This window comes from Alkalimonas sp. (assembly GCF_020831925.1).
Classification (GTDB): domain Bacteria; phylum Pseudomonadota; class Gammaproteobacteria; order Enterobacterales; family Alteromonadaceae; genus Alkalimonas.
In genome coordinates, this window is sequence record NZ_JAFIFQ010000049.1 from 1 (window position 1) to 22784 (window position 22784).

The window sequence follows — 22784 nt, forward strand, 5'->3', positions numbered from 1 at the left end:
ATCAAATTGGAAAAGAGCTGATACTATGAGCTTTAAATTTGTGGGGATCCCTTAGCTGACGTATACATTCGATAAATTACGAATGGTCCGCGGGGATGATTTGTGGAAGTCTCGACCATCTACGGATGGATTAACGATACCTGATCCAGGTGATGGTCCTGGAGGGAATGTTAGTTTTGCGCGTTATCATTCTTTTATGCTAGTCAGTCGTGTTGATGATCGATTTGGTAATTGGGTTCGTTATAACTACTCTGGGAATAACCTAAGCCGAATTGAATCCTCCGATGGCAGGGTCATTTCGCTTCAATACAACAACAACAGAGTTAGTTCGGCGACTGCGCATGGCAAAACCTGGTCGTACAACTATAACAGTAACGCCCTGACCAGAGTAAACCGGCCTGATGGCTCTCATTGGCAGTTTGCCCACAGTCAAGCCTCTTTTTATGATCAAGCACCTAACACAGAAGGACGTTGTTTAAACAATGATAGTAGAGCTATTCCCCATCACTTGGTCACAATTACTCATCCGACTGGCGCTGTTGGCGATTTTAAGGTCAAATCAGTTCGCCATGGTCGGACTGAGGTTCCTAAACTACAACTGGGACCGGTAAATGACCACAATTATCGTTACGCATTTGCTATAGACCGGTGTTACAACACCATTGCTTTAACGGAAAAAACGATTAGTGGGTCAGGGCTTGATACGATGACCTGGCAGTATAGCTATTCTGAAAATGAAGGTGCATTTGTTAATGAACCAAAGCAGGCAGTGACAGTCATTGGTGGTGGTCTACCGTCGGGGATGGTTGCTGGTGACTTGAAGTTTACCCGAGTAAAAGCCCCTGACAATAGTGTTACCGTACATTATTTCAATCGCCGATTTGACTGGCGGGAAGGCAGCGAAGTCTTTACGGACTATTTTGATACTGATGGTACAACTCGGCTGAGGAGAATCCTGAAATCTTTTGCAAAAGGAGCGAGCTTTGGTTCTGCCACAAAGCAATATAGCAATGCCGATTTAACTAGCCATGCAGTGCTGACTACAAGGCAACAAGTGATAGAGAATGGCGACACCTTTACCACAGATTACTCCGCTTTTAATGTGTATAGCACCCCTACCTTGGTTAAAGAATCGAATAATCTTAACAACCAAAGCCGCTGGCAACGAACCACTTTTTATCATGATACAACCCATTGGCTGTTAAATTTACCAGCCAAGTTGGAGTATTCTTCGAACAACAGCCAATGGACAACGGTAGAGGAAACGAGCTACTACAGCTCTCAGCATAACTACAAATCACTGCCTTACCAACGGCGCAGTTTTGGCAGCTTGATCAGTACTTTTAACAGCTATCACAACGATGGCAATTTGATGCGGCATAGTTACAACATCAGCAATCGCTGGGTGCAATTCGAGCAATATAAGCGGGGACAAGCACAACTTATTAAGCTACCGCAGCGCTATACAGCTAGTTGCGGTAATCCAGCGACTTGCTTCATAAGTGCGAGCCGGGTGGTAAATGACGATGGCACTATAGCACAGGTTACCGATTTTAATGGTAATCGAACCAGTTATCAGTATGACGGATTGCGGCGTCTTACCAGGATCACGCCTGCCGATAGCCGCTGGGCTCCAACTATCCTTAGTTATCCAATGGAGGGAGGGCAGCAAACACAGCATATCAGTCAGGGTAATTACCGTAAAAAAACTACATTTGATGCTCTGTTACGGCCAGTTTTAGCGCATGAGTGGGATGCAACTGTTAGCAATAGTCAACGCTATACCGTGCAGCGATTCAATGCCTATAACCATCCGGTATTTATCTCTTACCCAAGCAGCAGCAACTTCGAAAGCAATGGCATGCTTTATGAGTATGATGGTTTGCAGCGACTGACAAGTGAGCTAAGTACGTTGTCTTATAAAGGAAACAGCTATTACTACCTTTCTGGTAATCAGATACGCACTGAAAATGCCAGGGGCTTGAATACCTATACGCGTTATCAGGCATGGGGGCGTCCTGCCTATGAACTGCCCGTCAGAATAGAGAATAATGACAGTACCACCACTTTAAGTTACAACCTGTTTGGTAACCTGAGTGTGATCACACAAGGAGGTATAACCGAAACCAGGCTTTACAATGGACAACAGCGTTTGTGTCGCGTTGTTCGGCCCGACATAGGGCATACAGCTTATGGCTATAATATGATAGGGGAGGTGGTTTGGTCTGCAGCAGGTGCCTCTGGTGGAGCCTCGGCATGCAATGAAGGTTCGGTCACAGTGGCGCAAAGAGTGACGCACAGTTATGACAATTTAGGTGAACTGCGAAGTATAAGCTATCCGGACAGTACACCCAGCAAAGTTTATGTGTTGGATAATCAAGGGAATCTCACCCGTTTAACCGCTGGTACAGCAGTGTGGAACTATGCCTACAACAGCAAGTCTCTATTAGAAACTGAAACTTTGAGTTTCGATGGGCGTACTTTCAGTCTCGGATGGGGTTATAACAACTTAGGTCATGTCAGTAGCGTCAGTTATCCAGGTGGGCGTAACGTCAGTTTTAATCCAAATGCTTTGGGTCAGGCCCGGCAGGCAGGGAGTTTTGCGACTGGTGTTAGTTACTATCCGGGAGGTCAGCTAAATCAGTTTACCTTTGGGAATAGCATTATCCGAAAGCATACGCTCGACAGTCAGAAGCGATTGCAAAATATACGTGACTATCATGGCAGCACCAATTTTATCAACTTCACCTACGGCTATGATGATAACCATAATGTCACTAGTATAACCGACAGCCTCGCGCCAAATTACAATTTGACATTACGCTATGACGACAGCGACCGGCTAGAGGTAGCGAATGGACAGTGGGGAAGTGGCAGCATTCGATACGATACTGTGGGGAATATTACCCGAAAGACATTGGGTAGCAGCACACTAAACTACAATTACACCAATAACCGTTTAACGGGTATAAGCGGCAGCCAAAGCCGAAGCTTTGGTTACGATACCCGAGGAAATATCACTCACAATGGTGTGCGTAGTTTAAGCTTTAATCTTGCCAACCAATTAACAAGCTCTGGTAATCTCAGCTATGTCTACGATGGACATAACCGAATGATAAAGCGCACCAGTGGCTCAGGCAGTAGTTACCAGGTCTATAGCCTGGGCGGCCAATTGATGCATGAGCAAGCCGCCGATGGAAGCCGTACCGATTATATTTACCTTGCAGGTAAACTCATTGCCAAGGCAAAAGGAAGTAACCCGAGCTATGTGCACAGTGATGCTTTAGGTTCCCCTCGGTTGGAAACGAATGCAAGCCGTGTGATCCAAAGCAATAGCCGGCAACATTATCAGCCCTTTGGCCAGCGGATCCCAGGCAGTACTTATACGGATATAGGCTTTACCGGCCATAAGCACGATGGTGAGCTTGGGTTAACGTATATGCAGCAGCGGTATTATGATCCACTTATCGGCAGGTTTTACAGTAATGACCCGGTAGGCTTTACCCCGTCAAATCCGATGATGTTTAATCGGTATGCTTATGCCAATAATAATCCGTATAAGTTTGTGGATCCGGATGGGAAAGAGCCATTTAATTTTCAATGGATGTCACAGGTACAAAATCCCGCTAGAGCCTTATTCAGCTCACGTCAGGAGGCACAGTTTAATCAAGCAGCCAGCAATATTAACAATGCTATAGTCGCGGCTGGTCCTCACGATCCGGCTGGTGTACTATTGGGTAGTGTAGGTCTCGCTTCCGGTGTTGCAGCATCTTTAACTGGTGTTGGTACAGCTCCCGGAGCTATGGTCACACTATTAAGTTTAGATGGTATAAGGTCTTCTTGGACTGGCGGACGGACGCTTACTGGAATGGCGTTAGAGAGTGGAGCTATTCAGTTAGGTATGAGTCAGTCACAAATCGATAGTGCAGGCAGATTAGGTGACTTTGCTCAAGGAACATGGAGCGGAGGAGCTCAATCATTAAACAGCGTTGCAAAAAATGCTGGTAATGTCGGCGATGCCGCCGCTGCTACCTCTCAAATAAGGTATGTTGCTAATATAGCCGATGGTATTCAAACATATTCCGTAAGTGGGCGCATCGATTCTGCGAAATTAGCTGAGTCTCTTGAGAAAAAGGATTAAGCCGTGCAAAAAATCCCGACGTTACCTAAACAGTCGAAAGTGATGGCTTGGTTAAAAAGCTTACCGGTGTCTTTGCAAATTGTACTAATCGTTAGTTTGTTATATCTAACCTGGCATTTCAGGTATTACACCGATGGCGTGGATGAAGCTGAGCTGACAAAAGTGGAGGGTGTGCTTTATGCAGTAGAGTGCATACCAAGGGTGTCTGGCTCTGACAGCATTATTTTACACACATCCTTCCCTGAGCAAGAAGTATGGTTTAGCGGGTGGCAGAAATGTAAAAATATTTCAGATGTTATAGCTAAGTCTCAATCTTCCAGAACAGTTACCTATTATATTAAAAGGCACCTTGGGATCATGAGTCCAACTAGTGAAGGGACTTTGTGGATTTATGCGGTAGATCTGGTAAACCCCAATAAACCCTTAATTCACCCAGCAAGAGGCTTAGGCATTCATTACAACCCAAACCCCTGGTGTCTGGCTTTTTTCTTTATCGCTTTGGCATTGATAGAAGCACTGCGAGAGCGTTGGGTCGATTACAAAAACAAACAACAGAAGCAGAAAGCGCAACATAGCCCCCATTCTGAAGATTGATAAGCTAATAATACCAGCAGCCCGGTCAGTACATGCCGGTAGAAGTGATCAGCGGTGACCAGCAGGGCTGGCAATGCGGTGCAGTGCCAGCAATCTTTTTGCTCGAAATAAATGTGTAGATAACTGAGCTTTAAATCCACAAATTACGCCAACGGCCAAGTTGCAGGCCACGCTCCAGCCAGCTGCGAGCTGTTGTTACTGCGGGCTCCGGTGCTGTTAGCCAGCGGATGAAGCCGGAGGTAAAGACAGCGGTTAAATACAACTCCTGTTCGATGCGTTTGAAGTTTTGTGCTTTTAAATCAGCGATTTCCCGTAACCATTGTACTGTGCGGCTGATACGAAGTATGGCGGCTGCTTGCAAGTGGACATGGCCTGGCTCCAACTTGTAATACAGCATCTGCCGGGTGATCCGGCGATGAGCGGCCAGAGCATTCAGCCAATGCATCATCGCTGTTAGCAACTTATCTTGCGCCGAGCTGTGTTCAAAGTCAGGTTGCTGCTGACAAGCCAGCATGGCTTGGTCTGCCAAATTAAACCAGGCATCCACCAAATCGTCTTTTTGCTTAAAGTGCTGATGGATCTCCAGTAAGGGGATACTCAGGCTACTGGCAATATCCCGTAACCGGATGCTTTCCCAATCACTGTGTTCCGCCAGTTGCATCGCCTGTTGTAAAATTGACTGCTGCTTGTTCATTGGATGCCACCGTTTTGAATGACCTGTACGAGCGAAATTTGCTATAAGTATGGCATAGTTCCGTTAAGAGGCAGCTTTGGATGATCCCGGTTGAGTGGATATTAGTGGCATTAAGCCCGGTTTTTCTTGGTTTGGTGGCATTGGAGTGGTGGTTTGGTCAGCGGCTGCGGAACAACTGGTACCGTTGGCGTGATACCCTGGCCAATGCCGCATTGGCTCTGATGCATCAGGCTGGTGAGCTGCTGGCTTTATTGATACTGATGCCTTTTTATTGGTGGTTGCATCAATACCGGTTTTTTGAGATCCCAATCAATGGTTACACCTTGTTGCTGGCTTTTGTGCTGCAGGATTTTTTGTATTACTGGTTCCATCGGGCGTCGCATCACATCCGTTGGTTCTGGGCGTCGCACATTGTGCATCACAGCTCAAGGCAACTGAACTTAAGTACTGCTTTTCGTCAAAGCTTGATGTATCCGGTATCCGGCATGTGGCTGTTCTGGTTACCCATGATGCTGCTTGGCTTTTCACCCTGGTTGGTATTGGCTGTGGTATCGCTAAACCTGGCCTTTCAATTTTTTGTGCACACGCAGGCGATTAAACATCTGGGCTGGTTGGAATGGGTACTCAACACACCATCCCATCACCGAGTGCACCATGCATGCAATCCACAGTACATCGACAAGAATTTTGCCGGTGTGTTGATTGTGTGGGATCGGCTATTCGGTACTTTTCAGCCGGAAGACGATGCTGAGCCTTGCCGTTATGGTATTACCACCAACTTTCAATCCAACAATCCGCTGGTGATTACCTTTGATGAATGGCGTTTGATGTGGTTGGACTGGCAGCAAGCGTCTGGCTGGCGAGAAAAATGGGCTGTGGTGATTGAGGCACCGTCTAAAGCCGAGCCCTTGCCGATTGCATCTGCTGATAAGCACCAAATAACCACTGAGTCTGGTAAAAGCATGGACGGATAAAAGGAAAAGTCGTTGACACAAGAGGAAATTTTTTAAATCTACACTAAGCTTGAAAGTGGATACACTAATTGCAGAGGTGTGATATGAAACCTTTCTTGCTAGGATTATCAGCTGTTTTATTCTTATTGTTGGGGTGCGAGCCTCAGGTACAAACTCAGGCTGTGTCTGAAGATGCCGCGACGGCACAAGCAAACGACTATCGGATGGAAGAGCCCAAAGCGCATACGGCAGATTGCCAATTGACCATGGGCTTTGATGCTTGGGAGCCCTATCAGTATGTTGGGGTGGGTAATGTGGTTACCGGTTTGGATGTTGAAATTGTGCATGCTATTGCCAAGTCTATGGGGTGCTCGGTTGCTATGCAGCAAGGTACTTGGGTTGAGTTGTTGAGTGCTTTACGTGATGGAGAGGTGGATTTTGTGCTTGGAGCCTCGATGACGGATGATCGTCAGCAGTTTGCGTATTTTTCCGATCCCTACCGTGAAGAGCGGTTTATTCTGTATGTCCGGCGCTATGAAGCCAATATGCCTTATAGCACCATTACCGATTTTGTGAAGGCGGGTCATAAGTTAGGTATCGTCAATGAATACTATTATGGTGATGAAATTACAGCGCTTTATACTAGCGATGATCACCATTCGCAATTTGTTGGGGCTATCATCAGTGAAATGAATATGGCACGGCTGATTGATGAAGAGATTGATGGCTTTTTAGAAGATAGTTTTGTTGGGGCATCTATTTTACGTCGCAAAGGCCTGGATCAGTATATTGAGCCACATGGTATTCGGTTAGAAAGTTCGCAAGTGTATGTGATGTTCAGTCGGGCTAGCGTCGGTGAGGCGATGGTTGAAAAATTCAATGCCGGTCTGGCACAGATTAAAGCAAGCGGTGTCTACCAGCAGATCATTGATAAGTATGATCACTAAGTTATCAGCTCTAACCAAAGGCTTTACGCAGCAGCTGCTGCGTAAAGCTGCTTTTCAGGTAAAAGCCTCTGGGCAGAGCCTGAATAGGTTGACCATCTGAGCCAATGGCGGCAGTTAACGCCCTGCTATTGGCAGCTTTTGGACGTAATTGCAGAACCTGGCCATGAGCGCCCCGGATTTGATCGATACCGCCTAAAGCAATCAGCTCCATTAACTCTTCCCAATCCTGCTGGAGCAATTGTTGCTCGCAAGAATCTGGCTGCCATAAAAAACCACTGCCTATAACCCGATCGGCTACAGGAATACGTCGCTCTGCTAACAGCGGTAGCCAGAGCACTTTACTTAGTTTTTGGCACACCCACGAATCGTGCCACTGCTGTTGATTGATGCCGGTGAGCGGCGCCACACAAACATAGGTGCTTTCCAGAGGCTTGCCAAGGCTATCTATGGGGAGCGTTTTTAACTCGACACCCAATTCAGGAAAGTCTGGTTCTGCCTTGGAGCCAGCACTAGCCCCCAGGGCTTGCTCCAACAACTGACCAGCCCAGCCTTTGTCTTGTTTTAAATTGTTTGGTACAGCCAAGCCCAATTCAGCAGCCAGCTGACCTAATGTTAATCCAGCCAAAGCCTGACAACGCAGCATTAATTCATCAAGAGTCTGAGGTGTTTTCATGGTTTTAAACCGGGCTTTTGTACAGGCTTGCAGCATAACATGCAGGAATTTTGCTCGTTGCATAAAAAGGCAGCGATCTGTGTTATGCACAAGGCTCGTTTTTTCATAAGTGCTGAGTATAAACATAACTTAATGAAATTACATGAATTTATAAAGCCAACCCTGACTTCAAATTGAAGCACACTAAGTTGTTCATGGGATAAAGCCTGTTTTTGCACAGCATTATCCACACAGGCTGTGAAAAAGTGCACATGGAGCATCTGGTGTACGTCTATTTGTGGATAAGTCTCTGAGTTATGCTGTAGATAAAATACCGATTGCCGTACTGATAACTTTGTGAAAGAATCTTTGCTATAGCTGTTGTGAAAAGCTCGAGGTTTATGTGATTGATGCCGAAGGTTTTCGGGCCAATGTCGGCATAGTGATCTGCAATCACCAGGGACAGGTGTTTTGGGCAAGACGTTACGGACAACACTCGTGGCAGTACCCGCAAGGCGGCATTGATCAGGGGGAAACGCCTGAACAAGCCATGTACCGGGAGTTGAATGAAGAGGTTGGTTTAAAGCCGGAAGATGTCGAAATTCTGGCGGTGACCAAACACTGGTTGCGTTATCGGTTGCCAAAGCGACTGATTCGACGTGACAGCAACCCGGTCTGCATTGGTCAAAAGCAGAAATGGTTTTTACTGCGGTTGACCTGCCCTGATGGGGATGTGGATCTGGCCAAAACCACCCATCCAGAATTTGATGGTTGGCGTTGGGTCAGTTACTGGTATCCGGTACGTCAAGTGGTTGCCTTCAAGCGCGACGTTTACCGTAAAGTCATGAAAGAGTTTGCCCCGATCGCTTTGCCGTTTCCCCGTAAAATAGGAAAACAAAAAGGGTAATTCGGATGGATAAGCCATGGCCATGCTCAGCCAGTTAAGGCGCATTGTTCAGGATGTGGCGCAAGAGCCTGTTCTGAGTCAGGCGCTGTCTGGTCTGGTCACCAATATTAAGCTGGCACTCAATACGGAGTGTTGCTCGGTTTATCTTGCGGATTACGATCAGCATCACTTTATGCTGATGGCAACCGATGGCCTGAACCCTGAAGCTGTCGGTAAAATCGCTATTGGCTTCTCTGAAGGTCTGATTGGCTGGGTTGGGCAACGTGAAGAGCCCATTAACCTGGCCGCTGCTCATCAACACCCGCGTTTTAAAGTAACCCCAGAAGTCAGTGAAGATCGCTTTTCTGCCTTTTTGGGGTGTCCGATTATTCATCACCGCAAAGTTCTTGGCGTGCTTACGATTCAGCAGGGCACGGAGCGGGTGTTCAGCGAAGATGAAGAATCCTTTCTGGTGACATTGGGTGCTCAGTTAGCTTCTGTGTTGGCAAATGCTGAATTGCGCGAAGCGGCCAGTCCAGGTACTGGTAGTAAAAGCCGCTCCAGTCAATTAAATGGTTTACCCGGAGCTCCCGGTATTGCTATTGGTGAAGCTTATGTGCTGCAGCCAGCCAGCGACTTTAATGCCGTATCCTTGCAGCGCTCCGAAGAGCCGGATAAAGAGTTATCACGCTTTTATCGGGCGGTCCGCATCACCAAGGCTGAGTTTAAACGTTTGTCCGAGCGTATGGCAGAGCATTTGCCGGTGGATGCGCTGGCTATCTTTGATGTCTATCAGCAATTGCTGGATGCCGCCAGTTTAGGGCAGGAGATTGAACAACAAATTGCTGATGGCTGGTGCGCAAAAAGTGCGTTGAAGCGGGTGGTGGAAAAGTTTGCCCGTCAGTTTGAAGACATGGAAGATGCTTACTTTAAAGAGCGGGCCACTGATATCCGCGATTTAGGCGAGCGGGTGTTGATTCATTTGCTCGATACCGAGCAGCGACATCACAAATTACCCGATAAAGTGGTATTGGTGGCCGAGAATGTGACTGCATCCATGTTGGCTGAAGTCCCCAGGCAGCAACTGGTCGCTATTGTGTCTTTACGCGGTTCGGTTAACTCGCATGCCGCCATTATGGCCAGAGCGCTCGGCGTGCCTGCCGTGATGGGTGTTGAGGGGCTTTCGTTGATGCAATGGCAGGGACAACGTGTCATTGTCGATGGCTACCAGGGCCATATTTTGCTGGACCCAGCCGAAGCCATTTACGCGGAATATCAGCAACTGATCAGTGAAGATGCTGAGTTATCAGCGCATTATCAGGCTGAAGTGACGCTGCCAGCTGAATCCGTGTGTGGTCATCGGTTTGCCTTGATGATCAACGCCGGTTTAGCGGTTGACCCCGAGCAAATCAATAACGAAATTTGCGATGGTGTCGGTTTATACCGTACCGAGTTTCCTTTTATCATCCGCAATCAGTTTCCCACCGAGCAAGAGCAGGTGATACTGTACCGTGACATGCTGTCTGCCTACCCGGGGAAGCCCGTGATTATGCGTACCCTGGACGTGGGCGGTGATAAACCCTTGCCGTACTTTGCCATCAACGAAGAAAATCCCTTTCTGGGTTGGCGGGGTATTCGTTTAACACTGGATCATCCGGAAATTTTTTTGGTGCAAATCCGCGCGATGCTCAAAGCTGATATTTCGTCCAATAATCTGCATATTTTGTTGCCGATGATTTCTGAGTTGTCGGAAGTGGACGAATCTCTGCGACTGATCAAACAGGCGTGCTTTGAAGTTGGTGATGAATTGGGGCTAGAGTTGGTGCGACCAAAAGTTGGCGTGATGGTCGAAGTGCCTTCTATCATGTATCAGCTTAACGAATTGGCCAGCAAAATAGATTTTTGTTCGATTGGCACTAATGATTTAACACAGTACCTGTTGGCGGTGGATCGGAACAATGCCCGGGTCGCCAGCTTGTACGATGCGATGCACCCGGCAGTCTTGCGTGCGTTGAATCAGATGGGGCAGCAGTTGCAGGCATTGCAACTGCCGACCAGCGTCTGTGGCGAGTTGGCTGGGGAGCCTGCTGGTGTTTTGTTACTGGCTGCAATGGGGTATGATTCCTTTAGCATGAACAGTAGTCAGCTGGCCAAAATCAAATGGTTGTTGCGCCGGGTAAGCCTGCAGGAACTGCAGCTGGTGTTGAATGATGCACTAAACAGTGAGTCGCCCAAGATTGTTCGTCGTAAAGTGCATGGCTTTTTAGAGCAGAAAAACCTGGCATCTCAGTTACGTTCTTAAGCTGTCTTTATCTGGGGTTTCGTGCCCGGGCAGTGCCTTTTGAAAGGAAATTTTCTTGTTTAGTATCATCGTTATTTCAGCGCTGATGGGTGCCATTGTTGGTTTGCTGGCGGGTTTGCTTGGCATAGGTGGTGGTCTAATCGTGGTGCCGGTTTTGTTGATGTTGTTGCCAGCCTTTGGCATCGTGGCACCTGAACACGCCATGCTGGTGGCGATTGCGACGTCGCTTGGTTCCATTGTGATTACGGCAACGTCATCCATTCGGGCGCATCATAAGTGGGGCAATATCCCATGGCCTCTGGCCAGTCGCATTATGCTGGGCTCTGCTATCGGAGCCTGGTGTGTCGGTTATCTGGCACATCTGGTGGATGGGGTGGTATTGCAGCGGATTTTTGCGGTGGCGGTGACTTTAATTGCGCTTCGTATGCTGGGCTCTCGCTCAGTGGTGGGAAAACGTTCCTTACCTGGCAACCCGACCATTGTCGGTGTTTCAGGTGTACTGGGTGGGTTGGCCAGCTTACTCGGCATTGGCGGCGGCGCCTTGTTCGTGCCAGTGCTGAATTATTTTTCGGTGGATATGAAGCGGGCCATTGGTTGTGCTGCTGCCAGCGGGGTAGCAATTGCACTTTTTGGCACGCTAGGCTATGTTATCGCCGGCTGGCAACAGTATCAGCTGAGTGATGGCTTTCTTGGCTTTATTTATTTGCCAGCCATGTTGGGGATTATCCTCACATCCATTTTCACTGCGCCGGTTGGAGCCCGTCTGACCCAACAGTTGCCAGTGATGAAAATTAAGCGCTTCTTCGGTGTTTTTTTGATGCTGGTAGCACTTCGCATGTTTTTTGCCTAAGCAGGACTTAAACAATCCCATGTCGCAATCCTATCTAAGTTTTCCAAATATCGATCCGGTGGCAATCAGCATCGGCCCCCTGGCCATTCATTGGTATGGTTTAATGTACCTGGTAGCTTTTGTTCTGGCCTGGTGGTTGGCCAATCGTGCCGCGGCTCAGCCTGGTTCTGGCTGGACCTCCCAGCAAGTCAGTGATTTGCTGTTTTATGGGTTTTTAGGGGTGATTCTGGGCGGGCGTATCGGTTATGTGTTGTTCTACCAGTTTGACAGCTTCTTGGCTGATCCGTTGTACCTGGTAAAAATCTGGACCGGCGGCATGTCTTTTCATGGTGGCTTGCTGGGTGTGCTGGCTGCGATGGCCTGGTTTTCCCGTAAGTACCAAAAAGATTTTCTGGCGCTTGGCGATTTCGCGGCACCCTTGATCCCACTTGGGCTGGCTGCCGGCCGCATAGGGAACTTTATCAACGCCGAGCTGTGGGGGCGGGTGACCGAAGTGCCATGGGGCATGGTTTTCCCGGGAGCAGGCCCACTGCCACGGCATCCATCGCAGCTGTATCACGTGGCTTTGGAAGGTATTCTGCTGTTTGTTATTATTGTTTTGGTACGCCATTTCAAACCGGCGAAAGGCACCTTAGGCGGTGTTTTCCTGCTGGGTTATGGCGTGGCACGTTTTATCGTCGAATTCTTCCGTGAGCCGGATGCACACCTTGGCGTGTTATCACTGGGTATGACTATGGGGCAGTGGCTCTGCCTGCCGATGATCCTGGCAGGTCTTGCTCTGATTGCTTATTGCCAACTGCGTCAACCAGGAAGCGATGCAGGCAGCAAGCCAAGCCGTAAACCAGGTAAGAAGGGGGCCGCATGAAGCAGTATCTGGCGCTTTGTCAGCGTATTATCGAGCAAGGCCACTGGGTGGTGAATGAGCGCACCGGTAAGCGCTGTCTGACCGTAGTCAATGCCGACCTTGAATACCAAGTGGCGGCCAACGAATTTCCACTGATCACCACCCGCAAAAGTTACTGGAAAGCCGCCATTGCCGAATTGCTGGGTTATATTCGTGGTTACAGCAATGCGGCTGATTTCAGAGCCCTAGGTACCAAAACCTGGGATGCCAATGCCAACGACAACGCCGCCTGGCTGGCCAACCCGCACCGTAAAGGTACCGACGATATGGGGCGGGTATACGGTGTGCAGGGCCGGGCCTGGGCCGGACCCGATGGCAGTGTGGTCGATCAGTTGCAAAAAGTGGTCAGCGACTTAAGCCAGGGCAAGGATGATCGTGGTGAGATCATCACTTTCTACAATCCTGGCGAGTTTGACCGTGGCTGCCTGCGCCCTTGCATGCACACCCACAACTTCTCATTGCTAGGCGATACCCTTTATCTCACCAGTTATCAACGCTCCTGCGATGTGCCTTTGGGACTGAACTTTAATCAGGTGCAGGTCTTTACCTTTTTGGCGTTGATGGCGCAAATTTGTGGTGTAAAGCCGGGCGTGGCCTACCACAAAATTGTCAATGCACACATCTACGAAGATCAATTGGCGCTGATGCGGGACGTGCAGCTTAAACGGCAACCCTTCCCATCGCCCAGACTTATCATCAACCCGAAAATTCAATCCTTACAGGATCTGGAAACCTGGGTCACCTTGGATGACTTCGCGGTGGAAGGCTATCAGAGCCACCCGGCAATCCAGTATCCGTTCTCGGTGTGACGCCGCTGCTGTTGGCTTGATGGTATGGATCTGGCACTGATTTTGAATGAACGCTGATATCTGTGGTTGAAAGCTGGGGCGTTATTGTGAGAAACGGGCTATTTCTAGTGGTCGTACTGGCGTTAAGTGCCTGCAGTCAACTGGCTGTACGGCAACAAGCTGCCGATACCGAGGCAAAACCACGCCTTGATCCTGTGTTGTTTTATACCGAGCGGCTGGCAGATCAACTATTAACTGGCTTACCGCCCTTACCGCATGGCAGCATGACGGCGGTAACCTTTACCGACAGCGCCACCTTGCAGCCGGATGCAACCAATGTGCGAATGCGCCATTTGGGCCTGCAGTTGCAGGAAAGCATGCTGACGGTGGCCAGTCAGCTGGGCTATCAGGTAACGGAGTTTCGTGCTGGTCAGGCCCTGCAATTGCATGCTCAACACGACAGCCTGCTTACCCGGCAATTATCCGGATTGGCAACGGAGCAGTCGGTGCGTTATGTGATCGCAGGTACTATGTCGCAACATGAAGATTTTACTATAGTTAATGCACGGCTGGTCGATACAGAGACAAACCGGGTATTGGCTGCTGCCGCCGATCAGATCCCTACCGCCGTGTTGGGTTCTGCCGAGCAGGTGCAGCTCCGCCAGCAAATGATCTACCGGTCATCTCATTAACTCGAAAGCGGGGGCACTATGCGTAGCAGCATCAAGCACAGTAGGTTAAGACAGCAAGGGTTTATTGGGCTGGTAGCTGTATTGCTGCTTAGTGGTTGTGCGTCGCAGCAAAAGTGGCAGGATTACCGCGAACGCACCCTAAGGGCCGCTCCGGTTCCTGTTACGGCGGAGCAAGATGCCAGTTACTATCAGAGCCTGACTGCCCAACAAGCCAGCTACAGCAGCAACAGACGTGCAGAAGCACGCTTGCAGCAGCGGTATCAAGGTGGGCAGCATATGTCGCTGAATCACTATGTTCAGGGCATGATGCACGATTTAATGGCAGTGATGGATCCTAAAATTGCGGATTCTGTCTTTGCTGTAACCAGCTTTGTCTATCTGGATGGCCCTTACGATGAAACGGACTTGCTTGGCAATCAGCTGGCCGAAAGCTTTATGCATGAAGTACATCAGTTTGGCTTGCACCAAATCGATTTTAAAACCACCGACTTTATTCGAGTGACGCCGGAAGGTGACTTCGTGTTCAGTCGGGACTTTCTGGAGCTGCGCGAAGAGCAACCAATAGAGTATGTGCTGGGCGGTACGATGGTGCGGCACCAATCCGGTGTTATGGTGAATGCCCGTTTGGTAGGTATCGACTCAAAACGGGTACTTGCCGTGGCGCAAGGCTTTATTCCGCAGCCAGTGATTGCCGGTTTGCAGCCATCAGAGCGTCATCATCGAGTACTCTTAAAGCAGGGCGCTGAATAATGCGCCCATTGTGCTTACTGATTTGCTTGCCGTTCATGCTCATTCTATTGAGTGCTTGCAGCCAGCTATCGTTTTGCCGAGATGATCACTGCCAAAATATGGAGCATGATCCAGCAAAATTGCCGGAGCCAGCGACCTGGTACCGCAAGCCTGCGGCTTCCGAACAACATACGTCCGAGGCATGGCTGCCTCATTTACCCCAGAGCCAGAAGCGGTTACAGCACTATGTAGACCAACTGGCTTATCAGTTGGCTCAAAGTGACTCCATTCAAGGCCAGCGCATTGCCATCAGCAGCTTTGTTGAACTGGATGAAAGCCTGAGCCAAACTACACCGCTTGGCAATCAACTGGCTGAGCTGCTGCGCACTGCCTTACCGCAGCATGGTATTGCGGTGGTTGAGCACAAGCTTACCAGCCAGTTATGGATTGGACCTCAGGGCGATTTTGCCCTATCACGTGATACCCGCTTGCTGGCAAGACAGCTTCAGATGGATGCAATTCTTACCGGTACTCTGATTAGTACTGAGCGTGGCATGGAAGTGCAGGCCCGGGTGGTGCAGCTCGACGCCCAGACTATCAGCAGCAGTGCCAGTGCATTTATCCCTCACCTGGTGTTGAATCAAATCCGCCCCTAGCCTGGCTTGCTTGTATTGCAGCAGCGGCTTGCCACGGTTCCTTAAGAGGTGAGTTTTTTTAGCGTCAAGATTGTGCCTGCTTAGCCAGGCCTTGTATTTTTGCCACTATAGCGCGCAGACCATTGCCGCGGGTTGGGCTGATATGGCGCTCTAAATCCAGCGTCTGGAAATAGTCGTCAATATCAAAGGCCAGGATCCTAGCCGGTGTCTGGTTGTGGTAAGCGGCCAACACAATGGCCAGCAGTCCGTTCACAATGACCGCATCGCTATCGGCCTGAAACTGCAGCACGCCATCCTTGGTATGGCTCAGTAACCACACTTTACTTTGGCAGCCTGGTACCAAGAGTTCATCTGTTTTTTGCTCTGCGGCCAGCTTGGGGATACTTTTGCCCAAATCGATGATGTACTGATAGCGTTGCTCCCAATCATCAAAAAATGCTAAGTCTTCAATGATGTCTTCATAGCCTGGTAAGTTCATAACGGACTCTTTGTTTGCTTTGTATTGCCGGATATCGGTTGAAGCTTCTGGTGCACTAAAAAAATAATCCAGCTTCAAGTTGTGCTTCTTCGCTCATCATCTCGCGTGACCAAGGCGGGTCAAACACCAGGTTCACCAGCACTTTTTTTACGTTTGGCACCATGCCGACCCGATGCTCAACATCGCCAACCAGCACTGGCCCCATGCCACAGGCAGGAGCGGTCAGGGTCATATCAATATGCACCGTATGCGTTGCTTGCTCTACTGTGACCTTGTAGATTAACCCCAGCGACAACAGGTTGATAGGAATTTCCGGATCGTACACGGTTTCCAGTGCCTGATAGACCTGATGCTCTTCGATGCCGGAATGCCCGGGGGTGGTAAACTCCAGCTTCAATGGTTTGCGGCCAATGGCATCGGCATCGGTACCATCCACCCGGTACATGTTACCGCGCCAGGTAATGGTAAAGTTACCCCCCAGGTCCTGAGTGATGGTCACAAACTCACCAGCCGGGATAAGTTGTTTATCGCCATTTGGCACGCGCCGTACCAGACATTCGCGCTCGGTGGAGACTATTTTTTGTTGCATTCATTCACCTTCAGAGCAAACAACCGCAGTGTGGATACACTGCTTAGCTCACATTAAAGCTTTCGCCGCACCCACACTCTACGACCACATTGGGGTTGTTGAACTTCAACACACCATTTAAACCTTCTTTGACGTAGTCGATTTCCGTGTTTCGAACCAGGTTCAATGCATCGGCTGCAATGCAGAACGTCAGGCGATCGCTGGCCTGAATGGCTGCATCGCCGGTTTTGGCCTCAGCAACGATGTCGAGCACATAGGCATAGCCGGTACAGCCACTGGTTTTGGTGGATAACCGAACCACATGGCCTGGCGTACTGACCAGCTTGCTTTCGAAGTGTCGGATAGCGGTTTCGGTCAGGCGGACGGCATCGCCATCTGTTGTCTGGGTTGGTGTATAGGTTTCTACGTGCATGGTTTATCCTTAGGCAAGCATCTGCCGGGCTTTTTTCAACGCAATAAATAATGCATCCACTTCTTGCAGTGTGTTGTACACCGAAAAAGAGGCTCTGGCTGTGCCGGGAACGCCAAGACGCTGCATCAGTGGTTGGGCGCAGTGCGAGCCAGTTCGAATGGCAATGCCTTGCTTATCCAATAAAAAACCGACATCAGCCGGGTGGCTTCCTTCCAGTAAAAAACTGAATACGCCGATTTTATCCGCTGCCGTTCCCACAATCTGCAGACCGTCAAAGCTGTGCGCTTGTTCGGTGGCGTAATCGAGCAATCTGCGTTCATGCGCCTGGACAGCCGTTAAGTCAAACTGGTTAAACCAATCAATGGCGGCAGCAAGGCCAATAACACCGGCAATATTCGGTGTGCCAGCCTCCAGGCGGTTGGGCAGTTCACCCCAAGTAGACTCTTGGTAGGTGACGCGTGCAATCATTTCACCGCCGGTTTGCCAGACTGGCCAGTCCTGCAGCACCGCTTTTTTACCCCAGAGCACACCAACCCCGGTGGGGCCAAACAGCTTATGGCCAGAAAAGGCATAAAAGTCGCAGCCGATATCGCTGACATCCACACCGCCATGCGCAATGCCCTGAGCGCCATCAATCAATACCAGGGCGCCTTTGGCGTGTGCTTCTGCTGTCAATGTTTTTACTGGGTTGACGGTACCCAGCGCATTGGAGACATGGGGCAGAGCGACCAGCTTGGTGTTATCGGTAAGCAAACGGGTAAAAGCTGCGGTATCCAAAGCACCATTGTCGTGGATCGGTGCCACTTTTAAGCTGGCGCCACTTCGCTTACACGCTTGTTGCCAGGTGACTAAATTGGCATGATGCTCCATCTCCGTCACCAGCACTTCATCACCTGGCTGCAGGCGTTGCCCGATGCCATTGGCCACGATATTGATGGCTTCCGTGGTGCCGCTGGTCCAAATCACTTCGCTGCGATCGTTAGCTCGAATAAAAGCGGCCACCGTATCGCGCGCCTGTTCAAAGCGCCGGGTCGCTTCATCAGCCAGATGGTGGGCACCGCGATGCACATTGGCATTGCATTGGGTGTAGTAATTGGTAATGGCCTGAATGACCGCCTTCGGCTTTTGTGTCGTCGCTGCATTATCCAGATAGACCAGCGGGTTGCCTTCAATCTGTTGCTGCAAAATGGGGAATTCAGCTCGGATTGCGTCGATGTCGAAATGGCTGATAGCTGCAGTCATCGAACTTCCATCTCCTTAAAGCGGGCTCTTAGCTGAGGCTCCAGCCACTGTGCCAGCTGCTGGTTTGGCATTTGGTTGATCAGTTCCTGAATAAAGCCATAGTTCAGCATCACCAATGCCTTAGAGCGCGAGATACCACGAGACATAAGATAATAAAGCGCTTCTTCTTCAATCTCTGCGACCGTGGCGCCATGGGCACACTGTACATCATCGGCATAGATTTCCAGCTCAGGTTTGGTGTTGATCTGGCCGCGGCGCGACAATAATAAATTGCGGTTATTCAGTTCAGCCAGGGTTTTCTGGGCATCACGATGAATATGAATACGGCCATTGAACACAGCGTTGGCTTTATCGCCGACAATACCGCGTACATTTTCTTCGGTGGTGCCGTTGGGTTTGGCATGCTCAATGGTGCTGTGCAGATCAAAATGCTCGGACTCGCCCAGCAAGTAAACCGCATTGAGCTTTGCTTTGGCATGCTCACCATTGTGAATAATATCAATATCGGTGCGCGATAACTGACTGCCATAACCAATCAGGGTGCTGTTCAGGTTGGCATGATGATGCAGGCAGAAATGGCAGCCACCGAAGTAAATGGCCTCGCCTGTATGCATCGCAAGCCGGTAATGCTCAAGCTCTGCCTGTTCACCTAAGTCACACTCGGTGAAACCGGTGCTCAGACTGTTTTGCTGGCCCAGGGCCTGCTCAATCAGGGTCGCTTTGGCCTGGTTGCCAAGCCGAACCAGTACCCGGTGATGCGACTCATGGCCGCCAGTGCTCAGGCTAATAATGCGAATAGGTTGCCCGATGTGGCTGTTTTGCTCGATATCAATAAACAAGACGTCGCCGGCCAGCGCATCATTCACCAGGCCAAACAAGTGGTGTTTGGGTTTGATCTGGGAGAACAGGGTGGTGGCGATTACCTGCTGCACAGCCGATGTCGTTTGCACACTGGTAATTTGTAACCCTGCCGGCAAGTTCAACTGCGCCAGGTCAGTTTGCAACACGCCATTTTTAAACACCAAATCCAGACCATCTACACCAGGGATTGGCTCTACAGTGGACGGTTGCTCTGCCGATTCGGCTGTTAAATCAAGCTGCTCCAACGCCGTTAACGAGGTGTACTTCCAGCTTTCAGTGCACCGGGTTGGCCAGCTTGTGTTGCTTAATGCGTCAAGCGCGCGCGCACGTGCCGGGCTTAGCCAGTCATCAATGCCCTGGCCACGCTCTATGACCTGCTGCAGCCATGCACTCATGCACTTGCCTCCTCACTGGTATCCAGCCCCAAAAAGGCATAGCCTTCTTGCTCAATTTGCTTGGCCAGGCTGGCATCGCCGCTTTTCACTACTTTGCCATTGGCCAGGATATGGACAAAATCTGGCTCAATGTAATCGAGCAAACGTTGGTAATGCGTGATGACAATAAAGCTGCGTTTGCCATCGCGCTGACTGTTCACCCCATTGGCAACCACTTGCAAGGCATCCACATCGAGACCAGAGTCCGACTCATCCAGGATACACAACGTCGGCTCCAGTAAAATCATTTGCATGATTTCATTGCGCTTTTTCTCGCCACCAGAAAAGCCTTCATTCACCCCACGCTTTAAAAAATCCAGTGGCAGCTGCACTTGCTTACAGGCTTCTTTGGCTTTTTTCAGAAATTCCGCTGCGGTCAGAGGCTCTTCGCCGCGGTGCTGACGCATGGCATTCACCGACTCTTTCATAAATTCCATATTGCTGACACCAGGGATCTCAACCGGGTATTGGAATGCCAGAAACAGACCATGTCTGGCCCGATCTTCGGTTTCCATCTCCAGTAAATCCTGCCCCTGAAAATCAACCTGGCCGTCGAGCACCTCATAACCTTCACGGCCAGACAGGACATAACCCAGGGTGCTTTTGCCAGCGCCATTTGGCCCCATAATGGCGTGTACCTCACCAGGTTTGATAGCCAGGTTCAGGTTATTCAAAATGTTTTTTTGCTCTACACGAGCATGCAGGTTTTTAATGGTTAGCATCTGGTAATTATCCTACTGAGCCTTCGAGACTGATTTCGAGTAATTTGCCTGCCTCTACGGCAAACTCCATGGGCAATTCTTTGAATACTTCTTTGCAGAAACCGTTGACGATCATCGAGACGGCTTTTTCTGCATCCAAACCGCGTTGTTTGCACAAAAACAACTGATCGTCACTCACTTTCGAGGTGGTGGCTTCATGCTCTACTTTGGCGGTGGGGTTACGACTTTCAATGTACGGAAAGGTGTGGGCACCGCAGCGATCGCCAATTAACAGGGAGTCGCACTCGGTAAAGTTACGGGCACCATCCGCCTTCGGCCCCATATGCACCAGGCCACGGTAGCTGTTATTGCTTTGGCCGGCACTGATGCCTTTGGAAATGATGGTGGACTTGGTATTTTTACCCAGGTGGATCATCTTGGTGCCGGTATCGGCTTGTTGGTGACCACGGGTCAGCGCCACCGAATAAAACTCACCGACGCTGTTATCGCCTTTTAAAATGCAGCTTGGGTATTTCCAGGTGACGGCAGAGCCGGTTTCCACCTGAGTCCAGGAGATTTTGGCGTTGGTATGGCACAAGCCGCGTTTGGTCACAAAGTTATAAATACCGCCTTTGCCATTTTCATCGCCTGGGTACCAGTTTTGCACGGTGGAGTACTTGATTTGCGCATCATCCATCGCCACCAATTCGACCACAGCAGCGTGCAGCTGATTTTCGTCGCGTTGCGGCGCGGTACAGCCTTCCAGGTAGCTGACATAACTGCCTTCATCGGCAATGATCAGAGTACGTTCAAACTGGCCGGTGTTTTGCTCGTTGATACGAAAGTAGGTGGATAGCTCCATCGGGCAGCGCACACCTTTTGGAATGTACACAAAGGAGCCATCGGTAAATACGGCGCTGTTTAGGGCAGCAAAATAATTGTCAGAGCGGGGGACCACAGTACCCAGGTACTTTTTTACCAACTCAGGGTATTCCTGAATCGCCTCTGAAATGGGGCAAAAGATAACGCCGGCTTCTTTTAATTTCTCCCGGAAGGTCGTGACCACCGACACCGAGTCGAACACCACGTCGACCGCAACGCCAGCCAACATTTCCTGCTCGTACAAAGGAATGCCCAGCTTCTCGTATACCCGTAACAGCTCCGGGTCGACCTCATCCAGAGATTTGGGTTTATCTTTCATGCTTTTGGGCGAGGAGTAATAGGAAATCGCCTGATAATCAATTTTAGGGTACCGCACATGAGCCCAGTCAGGCTCTTCCATACCAAGCCAGTTGTGGTAAGCGCGCAGCCGCCATTCCAACATCCACTCAGGCTCATTTTTCATGGCAGAAATGCGGCGGATCACATCTTCATCAAGCCCTGCGGCGAAGGTTTCTGACTCAATGTCAGACACAAAGCCGGCTTCATATTTTCGGGATAATGCTTCTTGGATCTGCTCGGTCATGGCTATGATTCTCGCTGCTGTCGTTGTTTATGTCACATCGCAATTTTTATACTAACCGGGTATCGTAACCGGCTGATCGCTGTATCAGCGAGTGGATGCGATGGAATTACGGACTTGTCTGAAGCCCATTCTATAATAGTTGACTAAAATGCTCAACTATTATTCCTGACTATTTTACTCGGTTATTAGATGTTTGCTTACGTACGAAGCCTTGTTTTGGCTCGATCTGTATGAATAAAAGACAGGGTATTTTACCTGATTTTGCTGCGGGTTTATCCAAAACTACCGAATTAAATCCGCTCGAAAATCAAGGCTTTTGGTTGACGGCAATTTTCTGATAGAATTCAGCGCTGTTGCCCTATAGTTAAATGGATATAACGGCCCCCTCCTAAGGGGCAGTTGCAGGTTCGATTCCTGCTGGGGCAGCCAAGACCTCATCTTACCACCTCTCCCCTTTAGCTGGCGGTATGTCAATCAACGACTGGGTAGCTGGAGCGCGTCAAGAGCGCATGACACACATCAGTAGTGTCGATTCAGAGGGCAAAGTCAGCTGCTTAGAAAGCATCGTTATTTGCAGTAACTGCCTGCGACACAATATGACGCAGGTGCGCTTTATGCTGGCAGTTGGTCATGATTGGAGTCTGTTAATGCTTTACCAACTGGCGATATTACAACTAAGTGGTTTTAACGCCACAGGCGCTAAATGGTCGCAGCAAGATGCACTTGGCTATGCTGCTGACGGTGTGGTACCAGCGCTTCTGCAGCACGGTGAGTTAACCAGGATTGCGCACGTGTCAGCGCAGAAGGTATTGTT

The 22784-nt window shown here is 49.6% G+C and carries 21 protein-coding genes, 1 tRNA gene and 1 pseudogene; 14 read left to right on the forward strand and 9 right to left on the reverse strand.

From position 1 onward, the window contains the following. Positions 1 to 100: 100 nt before the first annotated feature. Both JJU14_RS13320 and JJU14_RS13325 read left to right on the forward strand, forming a co-directional pair. Positions 101 to 4141, forward strand: coding sequence for an RHS repeat-associated core domain-containing protein (locus JJU14_RS13320; RefSeq protein WP_228614180.1), 4041 nt, complete (start codon positions 101 to 103; stop codon positions 4139 to 4141). A 3-nt stretch (positions 4142 to 4144) separates the two neighbouring features. After that, entirely contained in the window at positions 4145 to 4735 is a 591-nt protein-coding gene (locus tag JJU14_RS13325; protein WP_228614181.1) for a hypothetical protein, read from the forward strand. A 130-nt stretch (positions 4736 to 4865) separates the two neighbouring features. Here JJU14_RS13325 and JJU14_RS13330 read toward each other — a convergent pair whose 3' ends face one another. After that, a complete protein-coding gene (locus tag JJU14_RS13330) occupies positions 4866 to 5429 on the reverse strand; it encodes a TetR/AcrR family transcriptional regulator (protein WP_228614182.1) in 564 nt (187 codons plus the stop codon). A gap of 83 nt (positions 5430 to 5512) precedes the next feature. On the opposite strand from JJU14_RS13330, the gene JJU14_RS13335 reads away from it, so the two are divergent. Next, a complete protein-coding gene (locus JJU14_RS13335) occupies positions 5513 to 6403 on the forward strand; it encodes a sterol desaturase family protein (RefSeq protein WP_228614199.1) in 891 nt (296 codons plus the stop codon). A gap of 83 nt (positions 6404 to 6486) precedes the next feature. Further along, entirely contained in the window at positions 6487 to 7329 is an 843-nt protein-coding gene (locus tag JJU14_RS13340; protein WP_228614183.1) for an ABC transporter substrate-binding protein, read from the forward strand. Between the two features lie 10 nt (positions 7330 to 7339). Here JJU14_RS13340 and mutH read toward each other — a convergent pair whose 3' ends face one another. Beyond that, positions 7340 to 8002: a DNA mismatch repair endonuclease MutH gene (gene mutH / locus JJU14_RS13345; RefSeq protein ID WP_228614184.1), complete on the reverse strand. Its 663-nt coding sequence runs from the start codon at positions 8000 to 8002 to the stop codon at positions 7340 to 7342. A gap of 382 nt (positions 8003 to 8384) precedes the next feature. On the opposite strand from mutH, the gene rppH reads away from it, so the two are divergent. From rppH to JJU14_RS13385, 8 genes are all read left to right on the forward strand, one after another. Then, a complete protein-coding gene (gene rppH, locus JJU14_RS13350; protein ID WP_228614185.1) occupies positions 8385 to 8888 on the forward strand; it encodes an RNA pyrophosphohydrolase in 504 nt (167 codons plus the stop codon). A gap of 22 nt (positions 8889 to 8910) precedes the next feature. Beyond that, entirely contained in the window at positions 8911 to 11169 is a 2259-nt protein-coding gene (gene ptsP / locus JJU14_RS13355; RefSeq protein ID WP_228614200.1) for a phosphoenolpyruvate--protein phosphotransferase, read from the forward strand. Between the two features lie 55 nt (positions 11170 to 11224). Continuing rightward, positions 11225 to 12019, forward strand: coding sequence for a sulfite exporter TauE/SafE family protein (locus JJU14_RS13360; RefSeq protein ID WP_228614186.1), 795 nt, complete (start codon positions 11225 to 11227; stop codon positions 12017 to 12019). A gap of 19 nt (positions 12020 to 12038) precedes the next feature. Next, positions 12039 to 12884 carry a prolipoprotein diacylglyceryl transferase gene (gene lgt, locus JJU14_RS13365; RefSeq protein ID WP_228614187.1) on the forward strand — a complete coding sequence of 282 codons (846 nt, stop codon included), beginning with the start codon at positions 12039 to 12041 and terminating at the stop codon, positions 12882 to 12884. Further along, positions 12881 to 13732, forward strand: coding sequence for a thymidylate synthase (locus JJU14_RS13370; RefSeq protein ID WP_228614188.1), 852 nt, complete (start codon positions 12881 to 12883; stop codon positions 13730 to 13732). Before lgt ends, JJU14_RS13370 begins: the two co-directional genes overlap by 4 nt. Before the next feature lie 86 nt (positions 13733 to 13818). After that, positions 13819 to 14403, forward strand: coding sequence for a FlgO family outer membrane protein (locus JJU14_RS13375; RefSeq protein WP_228614189.1), 585 nt, complete (start codon positions 13819 to 13821; stop codon positions 14401 to 14403). Positions 14404 to 14421: 18 nt separating this feature from the next. Then, positions 14422 to 15153, forward strand: coding sequence for a FlgO family outer membrane protein (locus JJU14_RS13380; protein ID WP_228614190.1), 732 nt, complete (start codon positions 14422 to 14424; stop codon positions 15151 to 15153). A gap of 98 nt (positions 15154 to 15251) precedes the next feature. After that, positions 15252 to 15788, forward strand: a complete 537-nt coding sequence (locus JJU14_RS13385) for a FlgO family outer membrane protein (RefSeq protein WP_228614191.1) — start codon at positions 15252 to 15254, stop codon at positions 15786 to 15788. Positions 15789 to 15852: 64 nt separating this feature from the next. Here JJU14_RS13385 and JJU14_RS13390 read toward each other — a convergent pair whose 3' ends face one another. From JJU14_RS13390 to sufB, 7 genes are read right to left on the reverse strand one after another with little or no spacing between them, the layout of a single operon-like run. After that, a complete protein-coding gene (locus tag JJU14_RS13390; protein WP_228614192.1) occupies positions 15853 to 16266 on the reverse strand; it encodes a SufE family protein in 414 nt (137 codons plus the stop codon). A 55-nt stretch (positions 16267 to 16321) separates the two neighbouring features. Beyond that, on the reverse strand, positions 16322 to 16855 hold the full coding sequence (gene sufT / locus JJU14_RS13395; protein ID WP_228614193.1) for a putative Fe-S cluster assembly protein SufT: 534 nt from the start codon (positions 16853 to 16855) through the stop codon (positions 16322 to 16324). 43 nt (positions 16856 to 16898) lie between these two features. After that, positions 16899 to 17267, reverse strand: a complete 369-nt coding sequence (locus JJU14_RS13400) for an iron-sulfur cluster assembly accessory protein (RefSeq protein WP_228614194.1) — start codon at positions 17265 to 17267, stop codon at positions 16899 to 16901. A gap of 9 nt (positions 17268 to 17276) precedes the next feature. Continuing rightward, on the reverse strand, positions 17277 to 18509 hold the full coding sequence (locus tag JJU14_RS13405) for a SufS family cysteine desulfurase (protein ID WP_228614195.1): 1233 nt from the start codon (positions 18507 to 18509) through the stop codon (positions 17277 to 17279). Beyond that, the gene (sufD, locus tag JJU14_RS13410; protein ID WP_228614196.1) at positions 18506 to 19765 is read right to left on the reverse strand and encodes a Fe-S cluster assembly protein SufD; all 1260 of its coding nucleotides are present in this window, start codon (positions 19763 to 19765) and stop codon (positions 18506 to 18508) included. The genes JJU14_RS13405 and sufD overlap by 4 nt, the downstream gene beginning before the upstream one ends. Beyond that, positions 19762 to 20526, reverse strand: coding sequence for a Fe-S cluster assembly ATPase SufC (sufC, locus tag JJU14_RS13415; RefSeq protein ID WP_228614197.1), 765 nt, complete (start codon positions 20524 to 20526; stop codon positions 19762 to 19764). Before sufC ends, sufD begins: the two co-directional genes overlap by 4 nt. Positions 20527 to 20533: 7 nt before the next feature. Further along, positions 20534 to 21970, reverse strand: coding sequence for a Fe-S cluster assembly protein SufB (sufB, locus tag JJU14_RS13420; RefSeq protein WP_228614198.1), 1437 nt, complete (start codon positions 21968 to 21970; stop codon positions 20534 to 20536). 354 nt (positions 21971 to 22324) lie between these two features. On the opposite strand from sufB, the gene JJU14_RS13425 reads away from it, so the two are divergent. Together JJU14_RS13425 and JJU14_RS13430 are read left to right on the forward strand one after the other, a co-directional pair. Then, positions 22325 to 22399: transfer RNA gene (locus JJU14_RS13425), tRNA-Arg, on the forward strand. An 80-nt stretch (positions 22400 to 22479) separates the two neighbouring features. Continuing rightward, positions 22480 to 22784 (forward strand): annotated as a pseudogene (locus tag JJU14_RS13430) (hypothetical protein); the annotation flags it as partial.